This is a genomic window from Microcoleus sp. FACHB-68 (genome assembly GCF_014695715.1).
Taxonomy (GTDB): Bacteria; Cyanobacteriota; Cyanobacteriia; order Cyanobacteriales; family Oscillatoriaceae; genus FACHB-68.
On sequence record NZ_JACJOT010000006.1, the window covers coordinates 846,166 to 860,166 of the forward strand.

General features: G+C 45.0%; 7 protein-coding genes. 3 read left to right on the forward strand and 4 right to left on the reverse strand.

Annotation, left to right across the window (positions count from 1 at the left end):
- The first annotated feature begins 32 nt into the window (after positions 1-32).
- Positions 33-1,208 carry a WYL domain-containing protein gene (locus H6F73_RS07995; protein ID WP_347239493.1) on the forward strand — a complete coding sequence of 392 codons (1,176 nt, stop codon included), beginning with the start codon at positions 33-35 and terminating at the stop codon, positions 1,206-1,208.
- 309 nt (positions 1,209-1,517) lie between these two features.
- Entirely contained in the window at positions 1,518-1,913 is a 396-nt protein-coding gene (locus H6F73_RS08000; RefSeq protein WP_190758220.1) for a hypothetical protein, read from the forward strand.
- A 145-nt stretch (positions 1,914-2,058) separates the two neighbouring features.
- Here H6F73_RS08000 and H6F73_RS27240 read toward each other — a convergent pair whose 3' ends face one another.
- Positions 2,059-6,063, reverse strand: a complete 4,005-nt coding sequence (locus tag H6F73_RS27240) for a PAS domain-containing protein (protein ID WP_190758221.1) — start codon at positions 6,061-6,063, stop codon at positions 2,059-2,061.
- Positions 6,060-6,302 carry a helix-turn-helix transcriptional regulator gene (locus tag H6F73_RS08010; protein WP_347239494.1) on the reverse strand — a complete coding sequence of 81 codons (243 nt, stop codon included), beginning with the start codon at positions 6,300-6,302 and terminating at the stop codon, positions 6,060-6,062. Before H6F73_RS08010 ends, H6F73_RS27240 begins: the two co-directional genes overlap by 4 nt.
- A 586-nt stretch (positions 6,303-6,888) precedes the next feature.
- Between H6F73_RS08010 and H6F73_RS08015 the strand changes: the two genes are divergently transcribed.
- Complete coding sequence (locus H6F73_RS08015) at positions 6,889-7,914, forward strand: tetratricopeptide repeat protein (RefSeq protein WP_190758222.1); 1,026 nt, start codon at positions 6,889-6,891, stop codon at positions 7,912-7,914.
- Between the two features lie 97 nt (positions 7,915-8,011).
- Here H6F73_RS08015 and H6F73_RS08020 read toward each other — a convergent pair whose 3' ends face one another.
- Together H6F73_RS08020 and H6F73_RS08025 are read right to left on the reverse strand one after the other, a co-directional pair.
- Positions 8,012-10,852: a CHAT domain-containing protein gene (locus H6F73_RS08020; RefSeq protein ID WP_190758223.1), complete on the reverse strand. Its 2,841-nt coding sequence runs from the start codon at positions 10,850-10,852 to the stop codon at positions 8,012-8,014.
- A 148-nt stretch (positions 10,853-11,000) separates the two neighbouring features.
- Complete coding sequence (locus H6F73_RS08025) at positions 11,001-13,757, reverse strand: S-layer family protein (RefSeq protein ID WP_190758224.1); 2,757 nt, start codon at positions 13,755-13,757, stop codon at positions 11,001-11,003.
- Positions 13,758-14,001: the final 244 nt, after the last annotated feature.

Below are 14,001 nucleotides of genomic sequence, written 5' to 3' on the forward strand. Positions count from 1 at the left end.
ACATTTCACTCCTACTTAACCTACCCCCAATCGTGGCTAAGCATCCAACTCTTCACCCCTACGCAGACAAACTTGCTTTTGAGCGCATAATGCTGCTGATTGCCACCTTTTTGCAGTATCCAGGAATTGGCTGTCCTGACTCTGACGAACGAACAGAGGCAGATCACGACGCCTTGCAAATTGTTCAAACCAAATTACGCGAAGTCGCAATAGCTTATGGGGTGGAGTTTCCCGAAGCTTACCCCGCAATTCCAACGATCCGCAAAGATTTAGAAACCTTACGCCGGTATGGAATTCTCCACCGGCGAATGTATCGCTGGGGTTATTATCTCGGCACCGGCGCGATGAATTCCGAAGAATTGCAAGTGGCATTTCATGCCTTAGCGTCTGCCGCCAAATATCAGGGAAACCCTCAACTTCGCCGGATTTATGAAACTCTAGAAAAACGACTGCGAGGATTAGATTTAGAACTAAAAGGAGAATTTTTCTACCCCGTACAGCAACACATCAATCGCGCAATTGTTTACACTGACCCCCAAGAAATGATGGCAAAGGGTCAAAACAAAAATAACTTATTCCACCAAATGGATGTGTTAGAAAACGCGATTTTGCGGGGTCAAGCAATTGAAATTTCGCGTCATAGCGACTTTTATGGCAAAGGTCGAGTCGGGCCGATCCAAGTCTGGCCGATACAGCTTATTTACTACGAGATTGCCTGGTATCTGATTTATGAACATTGCGAGAATGGGCATCTAGCAGTCGGGCGACTCAATCGATTTAGTAACGACTGCAAAATCCTCAACCCTGCCGGTCGTGGCTTAGAAGCTCAACAGCAGAGTCTAAAAAACGCTCATAAATTGCTAGAAAATGGCTGGGGATTAAACTTGGGAGAACCCGAAGACCAACAAGCAGAATTGCAGGGAACGCTAACGTTTCAAACAGTCAAAGTGCGATTTTTTCCGCCCGTGACTAGGTTTATTTTAGAAGGAGATCGCCGGCATCCCCGTCAAAAAATCCGTCGGGGGCCAAAAGACGAGTTCGGAAACTTGCTTTATGTAGATTATCAGGTGAAATTACCGCCAAGATCGCTGCAAGAATTTCTGCTTTGGGTTTACCGGCACATGGAAAGTGCTCAACTGCTATTTCCACCTGAATTAGTAGAAAAACATCGCCAAGCAGCAATCACGTTAGTTGAGCGATTCCGCTAGATTCTGCAAAATTCTCAGGCATCATCGCCGGGTTGAATTTAAAGCATCAAGATCCGCACTGGCACCTTTAGCAAAGATTTGCCGGCATCTCAAACCTTGTAGCAACCGGCACTAAGGCCCGTATTTTATCCATTTTTTGCAAATATCCGACAGAATTTGTGTGAAGCGGCATCCGTAGACAATAGCTTCCCCTGACGCTCTCTTATGAAACCGGCTTCAACAATATGTGATTTTACTGATACAATTTTCTGTGAACTTCGGTAGTATCATAAATAACTGGTAAAGTACGGATATCTGGAGGTATATATTGTGCTGCTTCTTCACGCTGAAGAATTAGGGCTTCTGGGGATTGCCTTCCAGGCAACTTCCCAACTCGTTTATCAAAACACACGATTTACGAAAGGCCCATCCTTCCCGACAGATGAGCGTCAAGCTGCGATCACGAGCTGTAATAAGTATCTCAGAGCCGATATAGTGTGTTTGATCATAGAAAACGATGGATATTTGACACTGTGGCCAGAAAAGAAGGATATCAATCTGCCGGCACAACAACCCGCAATTTCCAGCAGCGAACCCTCTAAGTATCAAAACACCTTTACTGATCCTCAATCCTCGCAAAAAACTGAGAAGTCCAAACCAAGCAGTGTAGAACCCTCCCTTCGCCGGCTGGTTGCCAAAAATAACAAATTTGCGGCAGCATCTTAATCCCCTCATCCCCCAATTCAGGCACTGCATCAAGACTTCCCTCCGTGGAATTACGGATAGCTTTCCTCATTTAAAAAATCTTTACGGAAGCGGCGGCGAGAGAGAAAGACGCCTCTAAATTTCTCTGCTAGGATTTGCGCCGGCACTATAGCTCATTATTCTGTGTACGCGAAGCGAGTAACTGGGCAATCTCACCGGCTAAAAAAGCAGGTTCCACCGGCTTAGTAATATGTTTTTGAAATCCCGCATTGAGAATCTGCTGCTGATCTATTTCTCCCGCATAAGCAGTCAACGCAATCGCCGGAATTTGCCCGCCTCTATCTGCCGGCATCGCTCGAATTTCACGAATCAACATATAACCATCCATCTGCGCCATCCCAATATCGCTCAACAAAATATCGGGTTGCTCTTGTACGTTAGCAAACTCTCCCGTTTGGGAAATCACCTCTAGTGCCTCAAACGCAGAACTCACAGCCTGCACAGAAGCGCCATACTCTTCCAGCAAAAACACTAACAACGACCGGCTATCCGCATCATCCTCCACAACCAATACCCGAATCCCTGCCAAATTCAATGCGTTTGGGGGCAAAACATCGGCTTCAGGAAGGGCCGGCTCAACCCTCATTAAAGGTAGTTGAATCGTAAAAGTTGCCCCTTGATTCTCTCCAAAACTGGTTGCTTGCACCGTCCCGCCGTGCAGTTCTACTAAATGACGCACAATCGCCAATCCTAACCCCAACCCCCCAAAACTTCGGGTTGTCGTGCTATCCTCTTGGCGGAAATAATCAAACACGAAGGGTAAAAACTCCGGGTTAATTCCTTGCCCCGTATCACTGACTTGGATTTGAGCGTGAATACCGGCACTTTGCAATTTCAACGTAACCCGACCGCCTGCCGGTGTAAACTTAACCGCATTTGATAGCAAATTCCAAATCACTTGCTGTAAGCGATTGGGATCGCCAGAAACTTTTCCCACATTCGCATCAAATACTGTTTCAATCTCAATAGACTTCGCTTCAGCCGCCAAGCGCACCGTTTCCAAAGCTGCCTCAATCACATTTGCCAAGTCAACGGGATAAATATTTAAACTCAGCTTGCCCCGGAGAATGCGAGAAACATCTAACAAATCTTCAATCAGTTGCGACTGCAAAAGTGCATTGCGCTCAATCGTTTCAATCGCATAAGCAACTTTTGCCGGCGGTAAATTGCGGCTGCGAAGAAGCTTTGACCAGCCCAAAATCGGGTTTAGTGGAGAGCGCAATTCATGAGAAAGTACCGCCAGAAATTCATCTTTAATTCGGTTCGCCGCTTCCGCCTGAGTGCGAGCACGCTGTTCGGCTTCATAAAGTCGGGTGTTTTCTACTGCAACAGAAGCCATCTGCGCCAATTGCACAATAATTGCTTCATCTTCTTCTGTAAATTCACCGTCGTACTTATCTGATAACTGAATCAAACCGATATTGTGTCCATCTGACCCGACAAGCGGTGCGGCTAACCAACCGCGCAGGGGTGGGTGATTTTGGGCTTCTTCACCAAATCCCCGCCATTTGGGATGAACTTCTAGTTCTGCCTGAGTCAGCCGCATGGGCCGGTTCAGATGGCAAACACAGGTGTAAATGCCCGAACCATCGGTCACAGCCTCATAATCTCGCCATGCTGCATACTTGTCTGAGAGCGAAACACTGTTGATCGCTTGCGCCCAGTTTTGGTCAACACTCATGCTCGTCACGGACTGGTGCGCCCCAATAATTGAACGTGCCTGTTGCGTGATCGTTTCCAGCACTTCTTGAATCGAAAGTGCAGAATTAATGGCGAGTGCAGCCTCCGTTAACCCGTGCAACTGGCCGGCGTGCTGCTGCGATTGCCTCAATGCTTCTGTGGTGGCGCGATTGAGTCGGGCATTTTCAACCATTAGCCAGATGCGTTCAGTCACTTTCTGCAAAACTGATACTTCTTCGGATGTCCACATACGCGGTGCACCGGAAGTCTGAACAGCTAAATGGCAGACACATTGTTCGTCTTTTACTAACGGAACGAACACATAGGCGCGAACGCCAACCGACTCGCAGATCGCTTGATAAATCGTGCCGGCAGTGCGGGGATCGGTTTTCACATCTCGATTGACAATGATCCGCTCGGCTTTGAGATCGTCAATGATGTCAGCGCCAAATTCCTTGAGGGGATAGGTGCCGGCAAGACTGGAAACGCCCTGACAGTAATCGCTATAGACACACACGATATTGTTCTCGGTATCCCACTCGCCATAAGTACAGCGGGCGACCTGAAGAAATTCCCCAACTGCATTCACCACAGTGGAAATTATTTCTTCTGGATCTGAGAGGCGACGCATTCGTTCATCAAGTTCTGTCAAAAAGCGGAAAGATTTCTCTGCCTGCTTTTGGTCGTCAATATCTGTAATGGTTCCATACCACTTGATAATTCGCCCTTCCGAGTCTCGCTGGGGTAAGGCTCGACCCAAGTGCCAGCGATACGTGCCATCACTTGCACGTCTTAATCGGTACTCGATTGTGTAAGATTCACCGGCTTTCCAGGCGGCTTTCCAAACTTCAAGACACCGGGGCAAGTCTTCAGGATGCAGCACCTGCTCAGATGCCCATCCTTGACTTGGTTCCAGTCCTGTGTATTCAAACCAGCCTTGGTTAAAGTATTCTGCTTTGCCGTTGGGGTGAGCCATCCAGACAATTTGCGGGATCGATTCGGCGAGTAGGCGAAATCGCTCGTCGGTGGTTCGCAGCACCTCTTCTGCGCGCTTGCGTTCTGTGATATCCCGATAATAAATACCGAGACCATCAGCGGATGGGTAAGCGTGGATATCTAGCCACTGATCTTGGGGTCCGCAGAGAACCTCAAAATGAACAGCGACTTGATCGGCAAGGGCGCGGCGGTATTCTTGCTCTAAAAGGGTGCCGGCTGACCAGGGCCACACTTGCCAAAGAATTTTACCAATTAATTCTTCTGGCTGTTGGCTGGTAAGTTTTGCGGCCTCTTTATTGAGGTAAGTGATTCGCCACTGGCTATCTAAGGCAATAAAGGCATCGGTAAGGCTTTCGAGGATATTAACGATCTGGTTAGGTGTGGACTCTGCTTGAGCCTGTCCGGTTAACTCAGACAATTTGCGATTTTCTTCCCAGTTGATGCCACTGCTGACGGCGGTTGCCACTTCGCCGGCAACTAACTCTAAAAAGCGCCGGTAGCTGCTGTCTGGGGAAAGCCTGGGGCTAATTCCGGCAACAAGCAGGCCGGCTGGATGTTCGGATGCCGGTGATGCAATGGGCAAAATCACAGCTGTCTGGGGCGAGTCGGGCCAAATTCCTCCCGGCAGCGAGCCAAATTTCGCCTCTAAGTTATCGACTTGTTGGCTGTGAGCAGTCCGCACCACGGCGGCTAAGGGCCAGGTTTCGGATGGTTCTGCGAAGTTGACAAATCGGGGACTTGCGGGTGTGCCGGCTTCCAGTCCTGCGGTGGCAACCAGATGTGCACTTGTCCCCTGAGTGTCTAGCAGGTAGAACAGAGCAAAGGGAATATCTGCGGGGTTGCCGGCAAGGCTGCGTGCTGCCAGATTACAGGCTTCGCCGGCACTTCTCGCCTCGGCGCTGTGGGATGCTAACTCGCGCAGGGTTTGCGAACGTCGTTGATCGATGACTGAGCCGGTGGTTTCTAAAAATGTGATTAAAATGCCACCAACGCCGCCGCTTTCGTCGCGGATTGGGCTATAGCAGAGTGTGAAGTAACTTTCTTCTAAATAGCCGGTGCGTTCGATGAGAAACTGCTGGTTTTCTAAGTATGTTACTTGTGCGGAGGAAAATACGGCTTCATAAATTGGGGCATGGATCTGCCAGTCTTGGGTGCTGCATTCTCGTGCCGGCTGGCCCATTGCGGTTGGCTGCTGTGTACCGACAAGGGTTGCATAGCTGTCGTTGTAGAGTTGCACGAGTTCTGCCCCCCAGAGGATCATCATGGGGAAGCGGGAAGCTAAGCAGATACTCACTGCTGTGCGTAAACTCTGCGGCCAATGCTCGATTGAACCAATGGCTGTCTCTGACCAGTTTAAAGACCGCATGACAGATGCGATTTCTCTGCCATCGCTAAAGATATCTTCAGACTGAGTTGCTTTTACCTTAATAGTCACAAACCCAGCTCCTTTTCTGCAAAATATTTGGATAGCAATGCTTTACCCCGATCACCCAGGGTGTGCAGCATGGCCATAATTTTTTCCATTGCTAGGGGTGAAGGTTTGGCCCGCCCATTCTCCCAGCGGTTAATTGTTGGAAATGTCACGCCTATTTTGGCTGCAAACTTCTCCTGCGTCAGCCCCATTTCTTGCCGTAGTTCCCGAACTAGCTTACCAATCAATGGTTGTTCTACCACGAGTTTTTTTCCCCTTGCATTACCCACTGATTAGGCAGTATAAATCATGCCCTATAAAGAGCTTTATATCGTGAGGTACAGTTGCGCTATGCCGGTAGAGGGGATTTTTTAAAATTTAGGTTTTTCTTAATAGTTTAGATTTTGGGATAAATCTCTCGGATTTCTTGGGTTTAGAGGCATAGGAACATTTGATGCTTACTATCAGGGTGAGCGATACACGCTGAGGTTTCATTCAAAATTTTTACGAGCTTTCGAGAGTGGCAAAGCTTCTTTCTCAAGATAGTTGTGAGTTAAAAAAGCGAGGTCGATTTCTGTCAATGGTATGATTAAGAAGGCAGCCGGTTTGCAAAAGCTGGAGCGAAAATATTGATTGACGGCATAGCCTTTGAGTCATCAATCTTTAGTTACATTCCTCACTATTGGAATATTTTTTTCGCTCTAGCAAGGGTAGTAAAGAAAGTTTTGGTGTTAGGGTCGGCGCTTTTAGGGAACAATACTTAAGATCCGCTTGCCCTTGTCGCAGTCCTGAATCAGCTAATTAGACTACGATGAGCAACCCACGATTTGTAGCCGAACAATATAATTAATGAAACTTAAAGTATTAATAGGAATCCCTGTTACCCTAATCTTGGCCGCTACTTGGAAGACTGGCAAAAACACAGAGGTAGGGGGAATGCCGGTGATGGCACAAGCTGCCGAGCGCGAATGTGTTCATATTGGACATATAATCCAGGCGACTGATACTGTGCGGCTTCAGCGTTTTGGAGTGGGTGAATTTTCGCCTACCAGTTTGGGTGCGAAGCTTTGTGCCGGTGATCGTTTGCAGGTAGCCGGCAGTGCTAATGCCGCCTTCCATTGTTTTGAGAAGAATGATTTTATCAGTGTGCCTCCTGGCAAACCGTGGGAAGTCAGCGCTCACTGTCCCCAACCAAGCAACTCGATCTCCTCTCCAGATGGTCCTATTCCGAATCCTCGTGGTAATCAGGGGCAGTTAAACATTATCACTCCCTCCCATAATACTGCACTGCTCAATTTCAGGCCGGTGTTTCGCTGGGATGGGTTTGATGGAGCCAGCAGTTATACACTACATCTGGAAGGAGTTGGGGTAAATTGGACAAGAGCCGGTGTAACGGGAACTGAACTGGCTTATCCGTCTGAAGAGTCTGAGCTGCAATACGGAAATACTTATTCACTAACAATTATCGCTGAAAATAACAAATCTACTGAAAATTTAGCGCAGGAAACTGTAAGATTTTCGACGCTTGATGAAGATGAAGCTGAAGTTGTCAGAAAGAGAAAACAAGAGATTGAGGAAAAAAGGTTTGCTGAAGAAGCGCAAGTTCTCGCTTTAGTTGGGCTTTATCGGCAGTACAATCTTAATGTTGATGCGATTGCGATTTTAGAAGCTTCGCTTAAGGGAGTAATGGAAACAGCAGATGTTTATCTCACCCTCGGCGAATTATATATGCAGGTGGGGCAGTATGAACAAGCTTTGAAGCATTACAAACAAGCGCTTGATTTGGCAATATCTACGGGAAATATAGCGGCGCAAGCAGAAGCGGAAATTCAGATAATAAAGCTTGATAAGGCACAGAAAGTAGTAGGATTTTAGGAGTTTTTTAACCACAGATGCACACAGATAAACACAGATGGGTTTAGAAGTTAAGGTGAAGATTTTTTGATGAATGGTTGATGTTAAACTTATCACGCTACAGCCAATTTCCGACAATAATGTAAGGTGCCCAAAAGGAAGGGTGCTTGAATTCTGATGATTCTTGTAAAAGTGTTTGCTGAGCTGCATTGAGTGCTTTAGCTTTGGTTCCGCTTGTTTTCAATTGTTCGTAAAATTGAATCATTAATTTTGCACTAAAATTATCGTCTAGTTGCCACAATCCTGCAAGGGTACTGAGTGCTTGAGATTTCACGGCTAAGCCTGCAAGTCCTAACACAGCTCGATTATCCCCTTCCGCCGTTTCACAAGCGCTGAAGGTGAGCAATTCTATGGGATCTTCGTCTTGAAATAAGCTATCTAAATTATCCATGTTCAGGGGTTTATTTTCAAAATCGAGAATGAAGGTTTCTTGCCGGTTAGAACTAAATTTACCGTGAGTGGCGATATGCAGAACGGAAAAATTAGAGTTTTTCAGGCTTTTTGTCACCTTATTCCAAATAAAATTTTCATCGAGAAATAGTTTTTGATTTGAAAATGTTTTTTGAATTCCAACTAATTCTGCTTTGACAGCCGGCAAGTGATTGGGAAATCCATAACGAGGAGCATTGCTAGTTCTGCCGGCTAGTAATATTTTTAAATTTTGCCAAGAAAAATGCTTCAGATTCAGTTGTAGTAAGCCAGGAGATAGAGCAGTCACATAGTCTTTAACTAAATACTGTTTTTTTGCCTGATTGTAAAGAGCCGGCATTGGGATATTTCGCAGAGATCCATCTAACACAAATACTAATGTCTTAACATTTTTCTCGGCTAGCATAGATTCAGGCTGTTGCAGCAACCACTTATAAACTTCTTGAGAGTCCCGCTGAATCTGCTTTTCTGGTTTGTGTGGTTTTGCGGATAAGTTTGTACGAAGATTGTAAAGATTTTTTTCAACCTCTGATTTAGATATAAAACATGGATAATGCTTGATTGATTGGTCGGGAAAGGAGATAATAACTTCAATACGGTCATCTAAAATAATTGGATAAATGAGCGCGGCTGCTGGATCGAGGTTATGAATTTCTGCGAGTTTTTCTTCTAATGCTTGTTGGGTTTCTCCCACTGTTTTGAATTTTTGTACTCGATTAGATGGCAGCAGCCGGCACTTCAAATAAGTTTCTAATTCAGCCACTTGAAACAATTCCATAACACTGATAGCAGTTTTCAAGTTTTCAGTTTCTCCCGAACTCAACAGCAAATCGAATAACTGCCGATAGACAGGTTCTACTTTTTCTTGAAAGTCAAATTGAAAGTCAGATTTGATGCCGGCTAAGTTTAAATCGATGGCGACTAAATTCTGGCGGATATCTTGAAGAGAGTTGACAGCTTCAGTATAGGCAGTAATTGCACCGGATGTATCTCCTTGCGCTTTTAAGATTCGTCCTAACTGCCATTGCCACTGATAAGTAATATTTGAGGCAAAAATACTTTGAGATTTATTTAAACCGGCTTCTGTATATTTTCTAGCATTCACCCACATTTGATTTTGTTCATAAAACTTACCCAAGTAGCCAAGCGCGTATGCTTCTGATCGATCATCTTTTAAATCTTTTGCTTGTTGAATGGCTGTTCGTAAAAGCTGCTCAATTTCTTCATCGGTGGGAAAATTGAAAGACTTGGTTTTGAAATCAGAGACTTTAGCTAATTGTTTAAATTTAGTCAAATATTCTGCTAAAATTACTTGAGAATAAATACCTTGTCGGCTTGAGGCTAAATCACGAATCTGTGCATGAAGCTGAGGCAACAACTCATGAGCTTCTTCGAGTGCAGGTATCCAGTAATTTTTCCATTCTTTAACCTCTGCTATAATCAGAGAAAGGCTTACTAGCTGAAGAGACGCTTGGATGCTTGCTAGAGATGAAGTGGAGGCAGTTTCATTGGCTTGCCGGTAGAAGGCTTGAGCTTGCTGGTAAAATCCTAAAGCATTATTGTTGATTTTGGCAGAATCATTACAGTTTTCAGGAATCTTTAAAGGAGTGCTCTGCTGACCAAATACTATATTTTTATACTGCTCTCGATCTTTGTTACCTAAAATTCGGGCAGTATCCCCTAAGCTAAGAGAAATATTCGCAATAAGCTGTGGAGATTGTACCCGTTTAGCGACTGCTAAACCCTCGTTTAAAACGCACCAAGAATGGTCTAAATCGCCTACTTTTCTTAGAGAATTGCCTAAACTTAGTAAGCCAGTGAGCTTAACGGAATCAGGTTGATTATCTAAGGTTAATTTAACAGATTCTAACGTTTTTAATGACTGCCGATAATATCCTAAATCTTGTAAAGCTTGAGCTTGATTGATTAGACTGCCTATTTTGCCTTCTTCATCCCCAATTTTCTCATAAGTTTTTGTGGCTGATTGTAAAGTTTCCACAGCAACTTGCGGCTTTCCTTGGGCTAATTGGAACCGCCCCAAAGTAGTGAGAGTTCGCGCCAAAATAGGCAATTTGTCTGGAGATTTATGGGAATCTAAAAGATTAAGACTTTTGAAAATTGCTTCCTCCGCCGGCTGCCATTGATCTAATTGCTGATATACTAGCGAAAGATAATTCAAGACTAAAGCTTGATTCAGGGGACTTTCGGAAAATTCTTGTAGCGCTTTTTCCCAAAAATCTGCTGCCTCTGCAAACCGTTCAGCTTTATAAGCATCTATGCCTTGTTGCAACAGAATTTCTGCTGAAGGTTGGGGGCTGATTGCTATTAAACAGAGGTTTTGAATGTCTGTACAATTAGATTCAATATTTAAGGCCGGCTTCTCAATCCTTCCATGCACTCGCAGGGGTACACTCAGCGTTAAAATTAGCCCTAATATTGCGATGATAAGAAATCTAAATTTCTGGCTCATAAAAGATTGATCAGCGTCAAACAAGACAGATTTTTTTACCCAAAATTTGTTTAAGTTAATCAGTGGATGATTCTCCCGTTAATAAGTTTCTTAAAATCTGATCTTAAGCATCTGGTGGGTTAGACACCTATTTTGTCTCTCTCCCCCTCTACTTCCTAGTCCCTTTTCCATCACAACCGGCAGATGTTTGCCAAGGAGTGTGGGGTGTGGCAACCGGCACATCGGCAGTGAGAACAATATTGCCATTCCCATCCTTCACCCAGCCTTGAGCCTCCACAAGGGTATCGGGCGCAGCCGTGCGGGGTGGGGTGATTTCAGCAACCAAGGCGGTTTCAAGCGGCTTCAGAGGGCGTAAATCATCCCAAAATGCGTTGCTAGCCAGCGCCTCACTGGGTTCAGGAGGTAAACCCCCTGTGCCGGTGTTAATAAACCGGCTGGCATTTCCATCACTTTCACAACCGAGCACAATCAACCTTTCAGCATTCACAAAATTAGCTGGCAAATCAATTAATCCAGCATTTAAGTTAACTTCTAAAAGATCAATTTCTACAATGCCATTAAATTGAACGCCCAGTTCACTCGTGGCAGTAATATCACTGGTTGCTAGGTTTTGTCGTAGCCGGTAGGCAGTGCCAAAAATTCCTTGAGCATCGATAAAAACTTGACCGCCTCTGCCTTGTTGTGCGTCGGCTGTGATATCACTGTTTTCCAAAGCGGCTAAGGTGCCGGTTGTGATCCGAATATTACCGCCATCACTGTTGCCGGCATCTGTGGCAATATTGCTCCCTCGACGTAACTGGATGTCATTTGATTGAATTAGAATATTGCCAAAATCACCAGCTCCAGTTCTTGCCCTAATACTGCCATTATCCAGATAAATAGAATTGGCTATGATTTCTAAGTTTCCTGCATTTCCTGTCCTTTCCCCGCTGACACTAATTCTGGCTCCATCTCGGACAACTAAACGCCCCGTCTCAATCTTAATGTTGCCAGCATTACCTACGTTTTCAACTCCAAATTCTTGAGAACTGCTTAATAAACCACTGACTCTACTCTTATCTACAGAAGTCCCACTCAATTCTATTGATTCTGAAGCTTTTATGTACAAATTCCCACCCCCGCCCCTACCAAAAGTTGCAGTTTGTATTTGCCCTCCATTCCTAACAATTAATTGCTTAGTCTCAATTCTCAGATCGCCGGCTGAATTAAAACTATTTGTAACAGCTCCAAAATTGCTAGTAGCAATAACTGAAAAATTTCCCATTACTTCGACTTTATCTAAAGCATTAATTGTTAATTTTCCAGCCAATCCTTCACCAGTAGTATTAGTCTTGATCAGCCCATTGTTACGAACACCCAAGCGCTTTGTATTAATAATTAAATTTCCAGCGTCTGCCGAACTAAAGGACTCAGATGAGATTGCACTCAAACCTAATGCGATTGGCCGTAAAAAGCCATTTATTGGTATAAAAATGGGTTCCCCTGGTGAAATCACTTCTACTGATTCAGCCGCATTTACCGTTATATTTCCTCCTCTCCCTTCGCCTAAGCTGCTAGTTGCCAACACGCCCCCCTCAAGGAGGTTTAACCGTGTTGTGGTAATTGTCAAATCTCCTGAAGCTTTGGGTCCACCTGTACCCGTGAGCAATCCAGCATTTACAATATTGACTGACTCAGTTGCGTTGACACTCAACGCTCCACCTTCCCCCTGATTGAAAGTAGAGGATAAAACTAAGGCTCCATTCTCGGCTGTAAACCGGCTCGTTTTAATCGTTAAGTTTCCTGAGTTGCCGGCACCAAAGCTTGCAGTAAAAATACCATCACGGATATTATTGGAGTCAAATGTTCTATTCAAGATCGAGAGTAAAGTTTCTATAAAATTTCCGCTTCCTGTTAGGTGTACGGATTCGGAAGCTCGCACGGTTAAATCTCCGCTAGAACCGGCACCCGCAGTCAGACTAGACACAAATGCACCGTTTTGCACAAGAAATCGCTCGGCTTCAATAACAATGCCGCCTCCGTTATTCAGTCCTAGCGTATTGGAAATAATGGCCGATCCATCAGTGAGATTTATCTGCCTTCCTCGTACCTGAATTGCACCGCCACCTGCGCCACTGGTATTAACAACAGATTGTCTCAACAATTGAATATCTTTAAAAGCCTGAACATCTTCATATCCCAAAGCAATTCCTGTTTCTGTTGGGATGAGTCTGATCAAAGATTGCTCACCAACACTGCCTAATTCAATTTGCCCTTGAGGTGCTGTTAGATGTCCGCCGTCTAAAGTTACATTCCCGCCCAAAAGCGCTAAAGTTTCACCGGCATTCACTTGCAAACCCACAACTTGCTCACCAACTTTGGCAACGGATTGATTGACAATGCTCCCATTTGATGAATTGCCAAATTGTAAGCCAACCGGCACATTAATGGTTAATAAAGGCGACGATTGGGGTTCCTTCGCACTAAAAAAGCTGCCGTCTTTAAAATTAATCTGGTCTGCTGTACTGGCAAAAAATGAGCCACCAATATTTAATGAAGCGTTGGGGCCAAAAATAATTCCATTGGGATTGATTAGAAATAGATTAGCGGTGCCATTGGCGCGAATTAAGCCATTAAGGTTAGAAAGATTCTTGCCGGTAACTCTGCCAAAGATATTTTCAACAGTTAGGGCGTTATTGAAATAAGCTTGATTGCCCGCCGGCAAAGAAAATGAGCTGAAGCTGTGAAACAAATTACCCCCTGCAGCCGTACCGCCGGTGATCACTGAGGTATTGCCATCAGGCGTGACAACAGAATTAACCGGCAGCGTCCCATCGGGAACGATTTGTGCAGTTATGTGAGTATTTGTATAAGAGCACAGCGCTATACTGCTCACAAGTGAGAACAGATAAGCACCTCTTTTCATAAAATACCTGCAAATAATGAGCAGCTAATCTATGTTATCCGTTTCAGGAACCGCACAAGACAGGGAAAGAGTGTTTTGAGTGCCCCATGCCCAATCCCCCATGCCCAATCCCCCATGCCCCATGCCCCATGCCCCAATCCCCACAGATATTTTTGCAACCTGAGCTATGGGGTTTAAATGTACTCTAGACTCGATCCGGTAGAATTGTTGTCACCGGCATTTACCCTTAAGCCACCTGAGTTGT